The organism is Pseudomonas sp. P105, assembly GCF_032614175.1.
Lineage (GTDB): Bacteria > Pseudomonadota > Gammaproteobacteria > Pseudomonadales > Pseudomonadaceae > Aquipseudomonas > Aquipseudomonas rhizophila.
In genome coordinates, this window is sequence record NZ_CP126693.1 from 3,391,864 (window position 1) to 3,408,507 (window position 16,644).

The window sequence follows — 16,644 nt, forward strand, 5'->3', positions numbered from 1 at the left end:
TTTTGTCATACGTCTTCGACGATGAACCGGCCAGGGCTGTGCCCGTTCCCGCCATCGCAGGCCCCGCTAGACCGCCCCCTCTGTCGTTTCCGTCAGTGCCGCCAGCACCAAAGGATGCAGTACTGCGCCTGGATGCTCGGTTTGCCAAGCACTCAACTGGCGACGCATGGCCGGCGTCCAGAAGTTCTTCATGTGTTGGCGCACGCCGTTCACCGCCTGTGCGTGATCCGGTTCACTGGCGAAGTACTGCGCGATCTGGTTGGCCATCTTGATCAGGCTTTCGGAACTCATCGCCGCACCTCGGCTTTCTCGGCATGGCGACGCTCTCTGAGCAGACGTCCCTGTTCATCACTGAAGGCCTGGTAGCGCTTCTGCCATTCGGAAGGCTGGCTGACCCGCACGATCTCGACCGCCGTCACTTTGTATTCCGGGCAGTTGGTGGCCCAGTCGGAGTTGTCGGTGGTGATGACGTTGGCGCCCGATTCGGGGAAGTGGAAGGTGGTGTAGACCACCCCTGGCGCCACCCGCTCGGTGACTTTCGCACGCAGCACGGTCTGCCCGGCGCGACTGCCGATACCGACCCAGTCGCCCTCGACGATACCGCGGTTTTCGGCGTCAGTCGGATGAATTTCCAGCCGGTCTTCCTCGTGCCAGGCCACGTTGTCGGTGCGTCGGGTCTGGGCGCCGACGTTGTACTGGCTAAGGATCCGCCCGGTGGTCAGTAGCAACGGATAACGGCTGTTGACCTTCTCCTCGGTGGGTACATAGCCGGTGAGCATGAAGCGTCCCTTGCCACGCACGAACTGCTCGATGTGCATGGTCGGCGTGCCGTCGGGCGCGGCGTCGTTACACGGCCATTGCAGGCTGCCGTGACGATCCAGTTCGGCGTAGCTGACGCGGCTGAAGGTGGGGGTCAGGCGAGCGATCTCGTCCATGATCTGCGAAGGATGGTTGTAGTGCATCTTGTAGCCCAAGGCATCGGCCAGGGCCACGGTGGCTTCCCAGTCGGCCTTACCGGCCAGCGGTTCCATCACCTTGCGCACGCGGGAAATGCGGCGCTCGGCGTTGGTGAAGGTGCCGTCCTTCTCAAGGAACGAGCTGCCCGGCAGGAACACATGGGCGAACTTGGCCGTCTCGTTGAGGAAGATATCCTGCACCACCACGCATTCCATGGCCGACAGGGCCGCGGTCACGTGCTGGGTGTTCGGGTCGCTCTGGGCGATATCCTCGCCCTGGCAGTAAAGCGCCTTGAAGGTCCCGTCCAGGGCCGCTTCGAACATATTGGGAATGCGCAGCCCCGGATCGGGTTGCAGGGTCACGTTCCAGGCCTGTTCGAACTGGGCGCGTACCGTTTCGTTGGAAATGTGCCGATAGCCGGGCAGCTCGTGGGGGAAAGAACCCATGTCGCAGGAACCCTGGACGTTGTTCTGCCCGCGCAGCGGATTCACCCCAACCCCTTCACGGCCAATATTGCCGGTGACCATGGCCAGGTTGGCGATACCCATCACCGAGGTGCTGCCCTGACTGTGTTCGGTGACACCGAGGCCGTAGTAGATAGCGGCATTGTCAACGCTGGCGTACAGCCGCGCGGCGGCGCGGATCTGCTCGGCGGGCACGCCACACACCGGTCCGAGGACTTCGGGCGAGTTTTCCGGCTGGCTGACGAAGTCGCGCCACCGGGCGAAGTCCGCCGCCTCGCAGCGCTCCTCGACAAAAGGCTGGTTGACCAGCCCCTCAGTGACAATCACATGGGCCAGCGCATTGAGCATGGCCACGTTGGTCCCCGGACGCAGTTGCAAGTGCAGTTCGGCACGGGCATGGGGGGAGTCCACCAGGTCGATACGACGTGGGTCGATGACGATCAGCCGTGCGCCCTGGCGCAAGCGACGCTTGAGCTGGGAGCCGAACACCGGGTGAGCGTCGGTGGGGTTGGCACCCATCACCAGGATCACGTCGGCCTTCATCACCGAGTCGAAATTCTGGGTGCCGGCGGATTCGCCCAAGGTCTGCTTGAGGCCATAACCGGTGGGCGAATGGCAGACCCGGGCGCACGTGTCGACGTTGTTGTTGCCGAAAGCGGTGCGCACCAGTTTCTGCACCAGGTAGGTTTCTTCGTTGGTGCAGCGGCTGGAGGTGATGCCACCGATGGAGTCGCGCCCGTATTTGAGCTGGATACGCCGTAATTCGCTGGCCGCGTAGTTGACCGCCTCTTCCCAGCTGACTTCCTGCCACGGGTCGCTGATGTGCTTGCGGATCATCGGTTTGGTGATGCGGTCTGGGTGGGTGGCGTAACCCCAGGCGAAACGGCCCTTGACGCAGGAGTGCCCATGGTTGGCCTGGCCGTTCTTGTCCGGGACCATGCGCACCAGTTGCTCGCCTTTCATTTCGGCGCGGAAGGAGCAGCCTACACCGCAATAGGCACAGGTGGTGATGACGCTGCGCTCCGGCTGGCCGATCTCCACAACGCTCTTGTCGATCAGGGTCGCCGTCGGGCAGGCCTGGACACAGGCGCCGCAGGAGACGCATTCGGAGTCGAGGAAGTTGTCACCGCCGGCCGCCGCCACGCGGGAATCGAAGCCGCGTCCGGTGATGGTCAGGGCAAACGTGCCCTGGATTTCCTCACAGGCGCGCACACAACGGTTACAGACGATGCATTTGCTCGGGTCATACTCGAAATAAGGGTTGGAGACGTCCTTGGCTTCGGCCAGGTGATTGGCACCCTCGTAGCCGTAGCGCACCTCGCGCAGGCCCACCTGCCCCGCCACCGTCTGCAATTCACAGTTGCCGTTGGCGGCGCACGTCAGGCAGTCCAGCGGGTGATCGGAAATGTACATTTCCATCACGTTGCGCCGCAGATCGGCCAGTCTGGACGTTTGGGTGCGCACCACCATGCCTTGTGTCACCGGCGTGGTGCAGGAGGCCGGGTAGCCACGCATACCGTCGATCTCCACCAGGCACATGCGGCAGGAGCCGAAGGCTTCCAGGCTGTCGGTGGCGCAGAGTTTTGGAATGGTGGTGCCGAGCATGGCCGCCGCGCGCATCACCGAGGTGCCAGAGGCGACGCTGATTTCGCGGCCATCAATGGTCAGGCTGACCTGCACGTCGCTTTCACGTGCCGGGGTGCCAAGGTCGATATCGCTGCTTGGGTCGAAGATATTGATCATTGGTCGGCCTCCGTGGTCGCCAGACCGAAGTCGGCGGGAAAATGCTTGAGGGCGCTGCCGACGGGAAAGGAAGTCATCCCACCCAGGGCGCAGAGCGAGCCGTACTGCATGGTGTCGCAAAGGTCTTGCAGCAGCAGTGCCTGCTCCTGGCGCGCAGCGGCATCGGTGCTGGCGATCAAGCGGTCCACCACTTCCACGCCACGGGTGGAACCGATCCGGCACGGCGTGCACTTGCCGCAGGATTCCTCGGCGCAGAACTGCAAGGCAAAACGGGCCATCCGGGCCATGTCCAGGCTGTCGTCGGCAACCACCACACCACCGTGGCCGAGCATGGCGCCCATGGCGGCGAATGCCTCGTAGTCCAGCGGCGTGTCGAACTGCGAAGGCGGCACCCAGGCACCCAACGGCCCGCCCACTTGCGCGGCCTTGAGCGGCCGACCACTGGCGGTACCGCCCCCATAACCTTCCACCAGCTCACGCAGGCTCAAACCGAAGGCGCGCTCTACCAGGCCGCCGTGACGGATGTTGCCCGCCAGTTGAAAAGGCATCGTGCCCAAGGAACGGCCCATGCCGAAATCACGGTAAAACTGTGCGCCCTTCTCCAGGATCACGGGCACCGAGGCCAGGGTCAGCACGTTGTGGACCAGTGTCGGCAGCCCGAACAAACCTTGCAGCGCCGGCAATGGCGGTTTGGCGCGAACGGTGCCGCGCTTGCCCTCCAGCGATTCCAGCAAGGCGGTTTCCTCACCACAGATGTAGGCCCCCGCGCCCACCCGGACTTCCAGCTCGAACGCGCGCCCGCTGCCGCCCACGTTCGTCCCCAGATAACCCGCCTGGCGAGCGATGCCCAGGGCGGCATTGAGGGTAGCTACCGCGTCCGGGTACTCCGAACGCACGTAGATGTAGCCCATGGTCGCGCCGACCGCGATACCCGCGATAATCATGCCTTCGATCAAAAGGAACGGATCGCCTTCCATCAGCATACGGTCGGCAAACGTGCCGGAGTCGCCCTCATCGGCGTTACACACCACATACTTCTGTGCGCCTACCGCGTCGCGAACGGTGCGCCACTTGATGCCCGCCGGGAACGCCGCGCCACCGCGGCCACGCAGGCCGGAATCGAGCACGCTGGCGACCACGTCGGCGCCGTCCATCTGGATCGCCCGCGCAAGCCCAAGAAAGCCACCTTGGGCACGGTAATCGTCCAGGGACAGCGGTTGAGTGATGCCGGCACGCGCAAACAGCAGACGCTGCTGGCTTTTGAGGTACGGAATTTCCTCGACCAGCCCCAAGGCCAACGGATGACTGGCGGGATCTCCCGCCAGGGCATCGAGCAGGCTCGGCACGTCTTGCGGCGTGATCGGGCCAAAGCCCAGCCGGCCCTCGGCGGTTTCAAGCTCCAGCATTGGCTCCAACCAATAGAGCCCACGGGAGCTGGTGCGGCGCAGTTCAAGCGGCAGTTGTCGACGCTCGGCCTCACTCACCAGCGCCACGGCAACCTTGTCCGCCCCCACGGCGCGGGCCACTGAATCACGGGGGATACAGAGCTTCAGCATGCGCCCTCCTCCAGACAGCCCTTCACCAGCTCGCGCAAGCGTTCGGGGGTTAACCGTGCATGCAGCTCGCCGTCCAGTTCCAGAGCAGGTGAACAGACGCAGGCACCCAGGCAATAGACGGGACGCAGGCTGATGCTGCCATCGGCACTGGTGCCATGGTCATCCAGCGCCAATTGCTCACGCAACTGCGCAGCCAGGCCCTCGGCCCCCATGCTCTGGCAGGACTCGGCCCGGCACAGACGCAGCGTGTGGCGCGCCGGCGGCGAGGTACGGAAGTCGTGGTAGAAGCTGATTACGCCGCGCACTTCAGCCTGGCTGAGGTTCAAGGCATGGGCAATCTCCGGGACGGCGGCGTCGGGAACGTACCCGCAGCCTTCCTGGATGGCGTGGAGAATCGGCAGCAAGGCACCGGGAGTGTCCTTTTCGCGCTGCAACACGCTATGAATCAGAGGCAGGTGAAGCGTCTCATCAGGCATAAACGTACCTCGGCATCTCGAACGATACCGCCGCAACGCGACGACCGTCCGGAGTCTTGGCTGCGGTGCCGGGCCACGTCACGGACGCGTGGCTGATCCAGTCACCATTCTCGCTCTCCGGCCAAGTGTCTAGGCGCACCAGGTCCGGGGCATCGTTACAGCTTGCCACTCCCGGGGGGCGGCGATTGCACACAGACGACTTAACGTGTCCTGAAAGCGACTTGAGCCGGGAGGCGGTCAGCCCTCATAGCTTAATTCACTATTGGGTATTGGCCAGCCGATGCTACCGGTGGTGGTTTTTGGGGGGCTACATATCCTTGCGCTTAGGCGAGTTGCTCGAAAGTTGTCTTGTCGAGGTGAAAATACTTATGACTCGCGGTATTTCAATGGATGAGCTCCTGAGCGGTGGCTGCCAATTGACGACCAACCCGATCCTTTAACGTGTCGATGAAGCGGGTGATTTTTGCATCGACAAACTGTCGTGAGTTGTAGATGGCATAGACGTTGCGCTCATACGTATGAAAGTCAGGCAGAACCCGCACCAGCTTCCCGGAGCGCAAATCCTCGACGGCCGTAAACCCGGCCAGCAACCCAATTCCAGCCCCCTCCCGAATAGCCACCGCCATCGCATCCATATCGTTCACGCTGAAACTTGGCCCGGCAGGGACAAATGTCGCGTCGCCCGCCTTGCTCTTCAGTTGCCACTCATCCCTGACATAGTCCACGGTGCCCAGCAGCAGACACTGGTGATCATCGAGATCCTTCGGCGTCACGGGCGGCGCATGTCGAGCCAGATAGTCTGGTGACGCCACCAGAACGCAATGGCTGACACCGATCTTTTGGCTGACATACGCCGAATCAGGCAGCGTTCGGGCAATCAGAATCGAGACATCGAGCTGGTCTTCAAGCAGGTTAGGCATGCGCTGGGAAAGCAATAGATCCACAGTGACATCCGGAAAATGTTTGCGGTATTCCAGCACGGCTCCCGTGACCAGATGCCGAGCCAGTCCGGGTACACAATGCACACGGAGTGTTCCCCTGGGCTGCAAGGCCGCGTTGCTTGCTTCGGCTTCCGCACTCTCAAGATCAGCCAAAATTTTCGTGCACCGCTCATAGAACCGCCGCCCCGCATCAGTGACCGACAGGCGCCGGGTCGAGCGTTGCAACAGACGCGCATCGAGCACGTTTTCGAGCGCAGAAACAGCACGCGATACGTTACCTACTGTGGAGTCCAGATGATTTGCCACGGCAGTGAAACTGCCCATCTCGACAACCTTTATGTAGACCGACATGTTCGAAAGCTTATCCATTGCGACCTTCCTTCAGATCTGACGCATACCCGTGAAAACACGCATTTTTCCATGATGCTACACGCTCGGCCCGATGCTCGATATTACCTCTGCTGACAACAATGATTCCCTCTGGGCCGACTAAATCAACGGTGTCGCCTTCCATAGACTTGGTTGCACAGGCCGCCTCAACAGGCCTGCGGCACAGCCACTCAGGCGCCGAGCGTCATACCAAACCCTGACAACCAAATGAAGGCCACATCATGAACACTCCCTACGACCCGCTTTATCTTTTCATCGGTGGTGAATGGATCAGTGACCAAGGGCGCGACACTGCTGCTGTCGTTAACCCGGCAACCGGACGGATGATCGGGCGCGTCCCCCTCGCCACCGCAGGTGACCTTGATAACGCCCTTGAGGTGGCTCGACTGAGCTTCGAACAATGGCGCCAGACCGTACCTGACAAACGCGCAAAAATCCTCAAGCGGGCCGCCGACCTGATCATTGAACGAGCACCGCACATCGCCGCGCAAATGACACTGGAAGAAGGCAAGCCGCTGGGTGAAAGCATGGATGAAGTGATACGTGCGGCGGAATACTTCGAGTGGTTCGCCGAGAGTGCCCGGCGTATTGATGGCCGCGTGGTACCGGCCAACCGTCCTGGCGTACTGCAACTGGTCAAACGCCAGGCCATCGGCCCAGTGGCAGCGTTCACACCCTGGAACTTCCCGGCCATTACTCCAGCCCGCAAGCTCTCGGCAGCCTTGGCCGCCGGGTGCAGCGTTATCCTCAAGCCAGGTGAAGAAAGTCCTTCCACAGCGCTGGCCCTGGCTCGTGCGCTCGACGACGCAGGCTTGCCCAAAGGGGTGCTGCAGGTGGTCTTCGGCGTACCGGATCAAGTGTCCAGCCATCTGATCGCCTCACCGATCATTCGCAAAGTCACCTTTACCGGCTCAGTGCCCATCGGTCGCCTGCTATCTGCCCGAGCTGCCGAAGGCGTTAAGCCCATCACCCTTGAGTTGGGTGGGCACGGCCCCGTGCTCGTATTCGCAGATGCAGATATTGAAAAGGCTGCAACCGAAGGTGTCGCGAATCGGTTTCGCGGGACCGGACAGGTGTGCATTTCATCCACTCGTTTTCTGATCCAGCGCGGTGCCTATCAAGCTTTTGTCGATCATTTTGTCGCTGCAACCAAAGCCCTGAGAATCGGTGATGGCCTGCATCCAGACACTCAAGTGGGCCCTTTGGCCAACCCAAGGCAATTGGCAAAGATGGAAGAACTGGTGGCCGATGCCGTCGAGAAAGGTGCTCGGGTATTGGTCGGGGGCGAAGCCTTGTCACGTGAAGGCTTCTTCTTCCAGCCCACCGTTCTGGCGGATGTGCCGCTGAACGCCCGAGTCATGCACGAAGAACCCTTTGGCCCGATCGCAGTGCTGATGCCGTTCGATGAATTGGCGGATGGACTGAAAGAAGCAAACCGCCTGCCCTACGGGCTCTCAGCGTACGCATTCACATCCAGTGCGCGAACCGCCATTGACGTCGCTGACGGATTGGAGGCCGGAATGATCGGGATCAACCAATACCGCATCGTCGCCACCGAGCTTCCGTTCGGCGGCATGAAAGAAAGCGGTCATGGCTCGGAAGGCGGCATTGAAGGCATCGAGCACTATCTGACCCACAAATTCATCAGCCAGGTTTAAGGGTAATTCCCATGTCCAAGATCAATTTCAGCAGTCCCCGCGAGGCGGCGCGCGCATTCACTCCCAAGCTGTCGCAGTTCGTCGACTCAACGCTTTATCCGCAGATCTGGAGCGATCCGGCATTGTCCCCCCGCGACCGCAGCCTGATCACCGTGGCCGCATTGATCGCCGGGGGCCACTCGGAAGAATTGCCCGCTCATTTACGCCGGGCGGTGGGCAATGGCGTTAACCATGACGAAATTGCAGCGGCGATCACGCACCTGGCTTTCTACGTGGGATTCCCTGGCGCCATTACCGCGTCTGCTATCGCCAACGCCACGTTTACCGAATCGGAGAACAACCAAGCATGAAAGCCATCAACATCAGAGAATTTGGTGCCGCAGACGTTCTGGAACTCGCAGAGGTTGCCACTCCTGAAGTGCGTCCTACCGACCTGCTAGTGCGTGTCTATGCCGCGGGGGTAAACCGTGCGGATCTGACTCATCGAACGGGTGGCTATGGCCATCCTAATTTCGGCGACTCCCTGATCATCGGGCTGGAGATCGCCGGAGAGGTGATCGATGCAGGCAGTGAGGTGATCGGATTTGAGGTGGGTGATCGAGTGATGGGCGTTGTTGGAGGCGGCGCCTATGCCGAACTGGCTCGAATCGACTACCGCATGGCCATGCACATCCCTGCCCAGCTGGACTATGTGCACGCGGCAGCAATTCCGGAGGTCTTCGTCACTGCCCATGAAGCGATGATGCATCTGGCTCGGCTCAAGGCCAGCGACTCGGTGCTGATTCACGCTGCTGCTGGAGGCGTTGGGTCTGCCGCCGTGCAGCTGGCTTACGCCACAGGCGCCACGGTGTATGCGACAACTGAAGGCAGCAAGTTGTCTCGCGTCGAACACTTGGGGGCAGATGTCGCGATTGACTATAAGACACAGGACTTCGCCGAAGTCATTGCCGATAAAACCAACGGTCGAGGCGTCGATATCGTCATCGACTTCGTCGGCGAGCCCTACTTCGCACGCAACGTCGCGTCCCTTGCGCATGGCGGCCGCCTGATTCAGGTTGGCATCCTCGGCGGTGGCGGCAAAGTAACTATAGAGCTGGAGCATATCCTCTACCGTCACTTGCAAATCATTGGCACGGTCATGAAGTCCCGCACGCAGCCGGAGAAGCACGACATGATCAGGCGCTTCCGTGAGCATTGGCTTGATCGCTTCGATGGCGCTGCAAGCCTCGAGCCTGTCGTTGACAGCACGTTCCCGTTATCACGTGCCGCCGATGCACATCGCCGGATGGAATCTTGCAAGAACGTCGGGAAAATCATTTTGACCATGCAGCCTGAAGACTTGGTTTGAGTCTGGCGTCTTGCGATAGAACTGAAACGGTGCCCCTGGTGGGCACCCTTCAGGATGAAAAAACCATCTTCACAGGACTAGGCCCGTTGCTCCATGGCTTCTCAGGTACTACGGTCGTATTCGCCTTCTCAGTAACTCGGATAACAGCATCGGCATCCCGGACTCCTGATTACCCGGCTCATTTCCTGGCCCATAGGTTTCCCCTGTTGAGGCTTCCCCCTGCACCTCATGGCGCAACATGCATGACTCGGGGTCGGGTTGATTCGCCATTTCTTACCCCTATCGAACTTCAAACTCATCAACGCAGCCGCCCACTGTTTCATGCCCTCTGGCAGCGGCGCCCCTTTTGTTCGTCGTTGCTTTAACGGTATGGGACTATCCCCAGCTTGAGTCGGCTAAAGACGGAGTTGATCGCTACCTGGTTTCGGGTACCTGCATTGGTTTGGATATAGAAACCGGCGAAGTTTATGCCCCCAACGGCCTAGCCGACACTGAGCAAGGACTCCTTCGCATCAACCCAAAGAATCCCAAGCCAGATCTGTTCGATCAGAAGGCGAAAAGTTATCAGGCTCGCTGGCCTTGGCTCAGGATCGTAGAAACCCAAAGTTGAATCGGAGCGCTTGGCATATCCCGGCCAAGCAAAAGCGGCAACCCTCTCACCTTTGCTCAGCGTGAGACATATCGATATTGATGACTTTACTGGCTGCCCAAGCGTTCCTGCGACAGTGTGTACCAAGGAGCTGCGCTATCGAAATGAACGTGTTTCTGCTTTTGGGGCAGAAAAGGCGTATCGAGGGTACCCAGTGCTACCGAAACCCAGCTGGCAAACTCCCCTTGAGAACGTGACCAGAACAGCGTCGAACCGCACTGCACGCAGAACTCTCGTAATACCGTCCGTGAAGATGCATAGGTTTTGATGCTGGTGGCGCCACTGAGTATTCGAAGCGCGTTACGCGGAACGCTGCCGTAGGAAGCAAACGCTGCTCCGTGACTTTTGCGACACTGACTGCAATAACAATGACTCACTGCTTTCGGTGGGGCGAGCAGTTCATAACTGACGGCTGCGCACAGGCAGCTTCCTTGGTAAACCTCTGGCATAAGTTCATCCGTGCCGGTGAAAAACGTCAGCGTAACTGTCCAGGCCTAGTCAGTCGACAGGCCATTTCTGAACGGAGGTCATCCGGCTTACGACCGCAGCGTCTCCGAGCGTGGTCAAGCTTTCGCCACGAAAATGTACGCGTTCCTCGGAGCATGGTTCGTTGCTTAGCGAGACCCTGGCCTCAGCCGATGCAATGGTTAGCGACCTGGCTTCGAGCTGGATGGTTCACGACGTCACGCTGCCCTCGGCATTCAGCAACTGATCGAACTGAGTGCGATGCTGGCGAACCGGGTGCTGGAAAACGTGGATCCGCGATAGCAGGTGAGCATCCTGCTAATAAAACAACCCCGGTATCTTATCTCGGGTTTGTTTCATTTCGTCTCACTGTCACTCTGCTCAAACTGCGAGTGAAAAACAGCGAGAACCGTTGATTGCGAGAGGCGGCTTGCGGCCAGAAGCAGTCGTTCAGGCATAGACCGGGGATGTCTACCGGAGCGGGGTCGATTCAGCTGGATGCGTTTTTGATTTCAACCCTTTGCGCGGGAGCATAGATTACTTATTGAACATTTCGTAAAAAAGCGTAGCATTTCCGCCCATGATACTCGAACAGCTCAAAGCCCTGGGCAATGACACTCGCATGCAAATGATGGAGTGGCTCAAAGACCCACTCAGTAATTTCCCCCCACAGGATCATGGCGATCCTGCGATAGGCGTGTGCGTCACCCATTTGCAGCACAAGGCGGGGCTTTCACCTTCTACTGCGTCTGCACATTTAGCTATCTTGCAACGTGCAGGCTTCGTGCTGACCACCCGCATCGGAAAATGGACTTACTACCGGCGCAATGAGCAGGCGATTAATGACTTTGCGGCTAGGCTGATCATCGAATTGTAATTTTTAAACATTCATTTCGTTATTTCGCGTAATGAGAAAACATGAGGGAACCTCTATGAGCAGCAAAACTATCTTCGTTGAACCCGGTGGCGGCTATGAAAAGGTTGTGGTTGGCAGCAGCGAAGTCCGAGCCGCAGCGCGTGGCGAAATCACCGTACGTCTTCATGCAAACTCGCTCAACTACCACGACTTCGCGGTGGTCAGCGGTATGTGGGGCCCTAGCGAAAAACGCATCCCCATGGCCGATGGTGCAGGTGAAGTCATTGCTGTCGGCCCAGATGTCACTGAATTCAAGGTAGGTGACTCGGTCGTCAGCACCTTCTTCCCGGAATGGATCAACGGTACGCCACTGGTTGAAGGCTTTGTCAGCGTGCCAGGTGATGGCATTGACGGCTACGCTCGTGAGCAAGTAACGGCCAACGCCACATCGTTCACCCTCGCGCCTATTGGCTACAGCCATGCTGAAGCGTCGACGCTTACCACCGCTGGCCTGACTGCATGGCGCGCCCTGATGGCCGATGACTCACTCAAGCCGGGCGACACCGTGCTCGTCCAAGGCACTGGTGGCGTTTCAATTTTCGCCCTGCAGTTCGCTAAAATGGCCGGCGCTACCGTTATTGCGACCTCTTCAAGCGACGAAAAACTTGAACGTCTGAAAGCGCTAGGCGCTGATCATGTGATCAATTACCGCAAAGACCTCAACTGGGGCGAAACTGCACGCGCGCTAACGGGTGGCCGTGGTGTTGACCACATCATCGAAGTCGGCGGCCCTGCGACGCTTGAGCAATCGATGAGTGCAATTCGGGTTGCTGGTCACATCTCCGTCATCGGCATATTGAGTGGCGTAAGCGGTGCAATGAATTTTGTACCGGCACTGATCAAGCAAGTGCGTCTGCAGGGTGTATTGGTGGGTAGCCGCAGCCAGCAGCAGGACATGATCCGAGCCATCAATGCTAATGGCATGCGCCCGATTATTGATCGTCATTTCCCTATGAGCGAGATTGTCGAAGCGTTCAAGTATCAGGAAACCAACCAGCATTTCGGCAAAATTTGCCTGGATATCTAAGCACGCATGCATGGGCATGATCCGTATGCCTATCTCAAAGATCTGCTGCCACGGCTGCCGACGCAGCGCACGAGAGAGATTGGCCCCTTGCTGCCTGTCACAACCGGCAGCAAGGGGTCCAGGCTGTGTGAAAACACCGCCGAGCAGTTCAAGACCTGCGGTTTAAAACAGTATGAGTCGATAGTGGACTTTCACGACCGGCAGTCTGCATCGCCCCAAAGTGAGTAAACGCTTTTGCCACCCCTTGCCATGATTTCTGAGGATTTCATCGCAAGGATTGCCCATGAAGCGGTCTATCCATCAGATTAATTCTTGAGCTCGTCTTGGTTGTCGCTGATCCAGAATATGAACCATCAGGCAGGCGTACAGCGTCACGAGAATGAACAGTCCCATGCGTACGGCAAACGCCGTGTAGACGTCCTTGCCTGCAATGCTGTCTTGAACCGACTGGCCCAGCAGAATAATCAGGGTGATCAGGCTGTTGAGCCAGAACCCTGGGCTTAACCGTGTAGGGCTTAGCCCATATAGCTTGCGCGCCAGCACGAGGCCGAACAGCAGCATCCAAAGGAAGAACATCCATAGATGTACAAAGAGGCTCAGTGCACACCAGAACAATACCGCCAGTAGGCCTCCCAACAAGGTCGAGCCAATCAGTTCTCGAGCGGCATTGCGCGACGTCGTTGTCGAACTCTGCTGACCCAGGCTGACCGCTTTCAAGACAATGGGCAGGTAAGTGGCCGGATCAATCAGGGCCACCAGAAACGCCGGCAATACAATCAGCGCTGCCCGTAGCGCAACCCTGTCGACGTCTTCCGCCCGCAAGGCCGGGGCCGCGGGTGGTGACGGAGTATTGGCTGACTCGGGAAACAGCCAATGACTTATCGCCAGCACGATGACAGCGAGGATCAAGCCTTTAACCAATGCACCGATGATCATCATCGCCAAGTCAAAATCGACGAAGCCAGCTGAGGAGATCATGGTCAGGCCGATCACCAGAAACGTGACGATCAGGTTATTGCCGCCACGCAGACCCAATCGAAAAACCAGGAACAGGCTCACGCCGACCAGGAGAACGCCGCTGAACGGGTAGTAGCGCAGGATTGGGATAAGCAATAGGCCTACACCGGAGGTCAACATCGCGACCAGGGCCAGTGTCAGTCCGGCCTTGAGTTGCAACGGACGATTGAGGGTGGAAATCAAAAGTACCGCAAGCACGGGCGCGATAAAGGGAATCGGCAAGGCCATGCCGAAGCTGACCGCAAGGCACAGCGCGGTGCCTGTAGCCAGGCGCAACGCCCGCTGAGTCCTCGGCGTCCGCTTAGTAGACATAAGACAGCCAACTCATCAGCCTCAGAAATATGCGGCCCAGTGGATTCAGCGGGTTGCCTTGAGCGGGGAAAGCCATGACCTCGGCTTGGCCACCGGCACGTATCGCGCGAGTGTCACGCAGCCTGGCCATTGAATCCTCGGAAAATTCGATGATCACCGGAAAACGCTGTGCCGGACGAAGCCAGTCCCGGCTGTTCTGCACAGTTGGCAATGTACCGGGCGCTGTCGTCGGCCCCACGCTGACGCCGTAGCCGACACTGCGTACACGCCCGTCGAACACTTCGCCTGGCAATGCATCCAGGACGATCGCCACCGGTGTCTGGGGCTTGACCAGACCGAGGTTGTTTTCGGTCATGTCTGCACTGATCCACACATCATGGATGGCGATCAGGGTCATGACTGGGCTGCCGATGGCTGCGAACTGCCCCGCGTCGGTGCGTAGATCGGTGATCAAACCTGCCGAACGTGCGCGAATCTGTGTATTAGCCAGGTCGAGTTCAGCTTTCGACAACGCGGTGGCGGCGCTGCGCAGCAAAGCGTTGTTTTCCGCACTGCCACCTTCTTGCTCGCGCGCGCGCTGGACCTCGGCACGGGCGGCGGCGACCTGGCTGAGCGCTTGTTGGTAGTTGGCGCGCGATACTTCGAGCAAGCGTACGGAAATGGTGCCTGGGTCTTCGCGGTACAAACCCTCGAGCCGCTGGTTGTCCTGCCGCGCCTTGAGTTCATTCGCCTGGGCCGCTCGCAAATTGGCTTGTGCCGCGGCTATGCCAGCGGTGCTGGCACCGATCTGTCGACGGGTGGACTCAAGATCTGCATGCGCACGGTCCACGGCAATCTGATATGGCTGAGGATCCACTTCGAACAGCACGTCTCCCGCCTTGACGTCCTGATTGTTACGCACGTTGACGCGGATGACTCGACCAGCCACTTCCGCAGCCACCGGTATCACAAAGGCACCGACTCGAGCCTGTTGCGTATAAGGCGTAAAGCGGTCCGCCAACAAGTACCAGACCAGACTCAGTGTGATCAAGATCAGTACCCACTTGATGCCTTTTGAGCCGGATTCAACTGGCGGTTCTGGCGCCTCGGGGGAAGAGGCATCGGTGGAAGACTGCGCGGCTTCACTCATGATTGTTGACCTTTTTCGGTTCCGCTGCTGAAGGCTCATCCAGCAAGTTGCCCCAGTCCGTGCGCCCTTCCATTTGCTGGCGGGTGGCCGGGGCGACTTTCGGTTGGACGCTGTACCAACCGCCGCCCAACGCTTTGTATAGGGCAATCACATTGCTGACGGCATTGCTTCGGCTGACCAGGTAATTGTCCTGTTGCTCCAGCAGTGCGCGTTGCGAGTCGAGCACCCGCTGGAAGTCCGAGTACCCTTCCCGATACAGGGCGTTGGCCAGCACCAGTGATCGCTTGGCGGCGACTTCGGCCTCACGCAGGATTGCTTCGCGCTCCAAGGACTTGATCAGTCCATTGGCTGCGTCATCTGCCTCGCGTGCCGCTTGGCGCACCTTTTCGCGGTACCCTTCGATCAGTTGCTGCAACCGCGCATCCTGCACGCGCACGTTATTACTGATCTGGCCATGGTCGAACAGATTCCAGCGCAGACTCGGGCCACCGATCAGGTCCAGACTCCTGGGGGTGCCATTGAGCGTATCAGTCGTCCAAACGATGCTGCCCAGCAAGGTCAGCGACGGATAGAAATCGGTTTCGGCCACGCCGATCAGGGCCGACTGGGCCGCGACATTGAGTTCTGCGGCACGCACGTCGGGCCTGCGCAGCAGCAGGTTGGCCGGTACATCCTGCAGCACGGTACGGTCCACCAGCGGAATCCATCCTTCATTTTCGACCAGTTGCGGCAGAGCGCCGGGCGGCCGTCCAATCAGTACCGCCAACGAATTACGGGTACGCAGAACCTGATCCTCGAAGTTGGGGATGGTACTGAGGGTGCCCAGGTATTGGGTTCTGGCTTGTTGCAGGTCGAGCTCTGCATTCTGGCCGCTCTTGAACAGCTTCTCGGTTATCTCGAAGTTGCGCTTTTGCTGCTTGGCGTTTTCCTTGGCCACGCGCAAACGTGCTTCGGTGGTACGCAGCGAAAAGTAAGTACTGGCTAGTTGGGCGCGCAGCAGAACCAGCCCGTCTTCGAAATTGGCCTGGGCGGCGAAGTAACTGGCATCGGATGATTCAATGGCGCGACTGAAGCGCCCCCAGAAGTCCAGTTCCCAACCAATGTCGAACCCCGCACTGTATTGCCAGAAATGACTGTTTTGCGGACTACTTCCGCCGGATTGCTGACGGTTGAAGTACAGACTGTCGGCGCTGGCTTGCTGCAGTTGGGGGTAACGCCCGCTTTGGGCAATACCCAGCTGGGCCCGCGCCTCAATCACCCGCAGACCGGCAACTTTAAGGTCTGAATTGTTGGCATCCGCCTCGGCAATCAGACGATTGAGAACCGGGTCGCCGAAAACTTGCCACCATTGACGAAAGTCCGGGGCCCGGCTGCGTTGGCTGACTTGCTCAAGGGCAGGAGTAGTCCAGTGTCCTGGCCACGCCTCCCTCGGTGACTGAAAGTCTGGCCCCAGGCGCACGCAGCCGCTCAAGCCGAGCACTCCAAACACTAGCAGTTGGCCCGATCGCGTCAGATGCATGCGTTTTTTCCAGTCAAGGAAGATTACAGGAGCATAGACGCCCTGATCGCCCGCAGACTGCTAAGCTTTTCAGCATC

At 59.3% G+C, this 16,644-nt stretch carries 14 protein-coding genes and 3 pseudogenes; 8 read left to right on the plus strand and 9 right to left on the minus strand.

Annotated features, from left to right (window positions below; genetic code table 11):
• Nucleotides 1-66: 66 nt before the first annotated feature.
• The 5 genes from QOM08_RS15215 to QOM08_RS15235 form a co-directional block, all read right to left on the minus strand.
• Nucleotides 67-291, minus strand: coding sequence for a formate dehydrogenase subunit delta (locus QOM08_RS15215; RefSeq protein WP_076384381.1), 225 nt, complete (start codon nt 289-291; stop codon nt 67-69).
• Nucleotides 288-3,164 carry a formate dehydrogenase subunit alpha gene (gene fdhF, locus QOM08_RS15220; RefSeq protein ID WP_076384379.1) on the minus strand — a complete coding sequence of 959 codons (2,877 nt, stop codon included), beginning with the start codon at nt 3,162-3,164 and terminating at the stop codon, nt 288-290. Before fdhF ends, QOM08_RS15215 begins: the two co-directional genes overlap by 4 nt.
• Complete coding sequence (locus QOM08_RS15225) at nt 3,161-4,720, minus strand: formate dehydrogenase beta subunit (protein ID WP_139049911.1); 1,560 nt, start codon at nt 4,718-4,720, stop codon at nt 3,161-3,163. The genes fdhF and QOM08_RS15225 overlap by 4 nt, the downstream gene beginning before the upstream one ends.
• Entirely contained in the window at nt 4,714-5,196 is a 483-nt protein-coding gene (locus QOM08_RS15230) for a formate dehydrogenase subunit gamma (protein ID WP_047225711.1), read from the minus strand. Before QOM08_RS15230 ends, QOM08_RS15225 begins: the two co-directional genes overlap by 7 nt.
• A 383-nt stretch (nt 5,197-5,579) precedes the next feature.
• On the minus strand, nt 5,580-6,506 hold the full coding sequence (locus QOM08_RS15235) for a LysR family transcriptional regulator (protein ID WP_047225710.1): 927 nt from the start codon (nt 6,504-6,506) through the stop codon (nt 5,580-5,582).
• 242 nt (nt 6,507-6,748) lie between these two features.
• Between QOM08_RS15235 and QOM08_RS15240 the strand changes: the two genes are divergently transcribed.
• From QOM08_RS15240 to QOM08_RS15255, 4 genes and pseudogenes are all read left to right on the plus strand, one after another.
• On the plus strand, nt 6,749-8,185 hold the full coding sequence (locus QOM08_RS15240; RefSeq protein ID WP_139049910.1) for an NAD-dependent succinate-semialdehyde dehydrogenase: 1,437 nt from the start codon (nt 6,749-6,751) through the stop codon (nt 8,183-8,185).
• Nucleotides 8,186-8,196: 11 nt separating this feature from the next.
• Nucleotides 8,197-8,535 (plus strand): carboxymuconolactone decarboxylase family protein, encoded by a 339-nt coding sequence (locus QOM08_RS15245; protein WP_047225708.1) that lies wholly within the window; start codon nt 8,197-8,199, stop codon nt 8,533-8,535.
• Nucleotides 8,532-9,533, plus strand: a complete 1,002-nt coding sequence (locus QOM08_RS15250; protein ID WP_160892220.1) for an NAD(P)H-quinone oxidoreductase — start codon at nt 8,532-8,534, stop codon at nt 9,531-9,533. The genes QOM08_RS15245 and QOM08_RS15250 overlap by 4 nt, the downstream gene beginning before the upstream one ends.
• A 373-nt stretch (nt 9,534-9,906) precedes the next feature.
• Nucleotides 9,907-10,143, plus strand: a pseudogene (locus tag QOM08_RS15255) (nucleotidyltransferase family protein); the annotation flags it as partial.
• Nucleotides 10,144-10,229: 86 nt separating this feature from the next.
• On the opposite strand, the gene QOM08_RS15260 reads toward QOM08_RS15255, so the two are convergent.
• Complete coding sequence (locus QOM08_RS15260; protein ID WP_076384371.1) at nt 10,230-10,631, minus strand: GFA family protein; 402 nt, start codon at nt 10,629-10,631, stop codon at nt 10,230-10,232.
• A gap of 164 nt (nt 10,632-10,795) precedes the next feature.
• Between QOM08_RS15260 and QOM08_RS15265 the strand changes: the two are divergent.
• From QOM08_RS15265 to QOM08_RS15280, 4 genes and pseudogenes are all read left to right on the plus strand, one after another.
• A pseudogene (locus QOM08_RS15265) lies at nt 10,796-10,950 on the plus strand (DUF6124 family protein); the annotation flags it as partial.
• Between the two features lie 277 nt (nt 10,951-11,227).
• Nucleotides 11,228-11,524, plus strand: a complete 297-nt coding sequence (locus QOM08_RS15270; RefSeq protein WP_047225704.1) for an ArsR/SmtB family transcription factor — start codon at nt 11,228-11,230, stop codon at nt 11,522-11,524.
• A 55-nt stretch (nt 11,525-11,579) separates the two neighbouring features.
• On the plus strand, nt 11,580-12,590 hold the full coding sequence (locus QOM08_RS15275; RefSeq protein ID WP_047225703.1) for a zinc-dependent alcohol dehydrogenase family protein: 1,011 nt from the start codon (nt 11,580-11,582) through the stop codon (nt 12,588-12,590).
• Nucleotides 12,591-12,686, plus strand: a pseudogene (locus tag QOM08_RS15280) (transposase domain-containing protein); the annotation flags it as partial. It abuts the gene before it with no gap.
• A 204-nt stretch (nt 12,687-12,890) separates the two neighbouring features.
• Here QOM08_RS15280 and QOM08_RS15285 read toward each other — a convergent pair.
• The 3 genes from QOM08_RS15285 to QOM08_RS15295 are packed head-to-tail and all read right to left on the minus strand — an operon-like array spanning nt 12,891 to nt 16,567.
• Nucleotides 12,891-13,919 (minus strand): DUF2955 domain-containing protein, encoded by a 1,029-nt coding sequence (locus QOM08_RS15285; protein WP_107322330.1) that lies wholly within the window; start codon nt 13,917-13,919, stop codon nt 12,891-12,893.
• A complete protein-coding gene (locus QOM08_RS15290) occupies nt 13,909-15,048 on the minus strand; it encodes an HlyD family secretion protein (RefSeq protein WP_107322329.1) in 1,140 nt (379 codons plus the stop codon). Before QOM08_RS15290 ends, QOM08_RS15285 begins: the two co-directional genes overlap by 11 nt.
• Nucleotides 15,041-16,567, minus strand: coding sequence for a TolC family protein (locus QOM08_RS15295; RefSeq protein ID WP_047225699.1), 1,527 nt, complete (start codon nt 16,565-16,567; stop codon nt 15,041-15,043). The genes QOM08_RS15290 and QOM08_RS15295 overlap by 8 nt, the downstream gene beginning before the upstream one ends.
• Nucleotides 16,568-16,644 lie beyond the last annotated feature (77 nt).